This is a genomic window from Methanobrevibacter cuticularis (assembly GCF_001639285.1).
Taxonomy (GTDB): domain Archaea; phylum Methanobacteriota; class Methanobacteria; order Methanobacteriales; family Methanobacteriaceae; genus Methanobaculum; species Methanobaculum cuticulare.
In genome coordinates, this window is sequence record NZ_LWMW01000077.1 from 1 (window position 1) to 551 (window position 551).

The following is a 551-nucleotide window of genomic DNA, read 5'->3' on the forward strand; positions in this document are numbered from 1 at the left end:
CCAGTACGATTAGTAGTATAATTTAACTCCCAATAACCATTATTAACAGCTATATTAGTAAATAGTGTACCATCAACAGTAACAGTAACATTATTTACTCCAGTATAATTAGCTAACTGACCACTAATAGTGATATTTTCACCAATTTGAGCAGGATTAGGATTAACAACAATAGTTGAATTAGTAGGAGTAGAAGAACCGCTTGTTGCATAAAAAGGTATATTCCTATATTCTGTATCTAAAGAAGCATCTACAATCTGATTTCCTCCAGATAAAATAGTGAAGTTATGAGTAAAATTTTCATCACGGCTGGAATTATAAGCTACACCATTAAAAGTACCATTAATAACAAAATAAGGTAAATTCTCAACACCAGTATTAGTTAAAGTAGTATTCAGAACCAACAGATAAATAAAACTAACATTGTCACCAACATGAACATTATCCAAACTACTAGAGTTAGTGAAATTGAAAATATAATAATTATTGATAGCAACAGTGCCAGAAATCCTGCCACTTATATTAGTTATATTGTTTGTCCCCCACCAATT

General features: G+C 30.5%; 1 protein-coding gene. It reads right to left on the bottom strand.

All coding sequences use genetic code 11. The features are described from left to right. Positions 1 to 551: hypothetical protein (locus MBCUT_RS11220; protein WP_169805372.1), on the bottom strand; the 551-nt coding region annotated here is incomplete at both ends.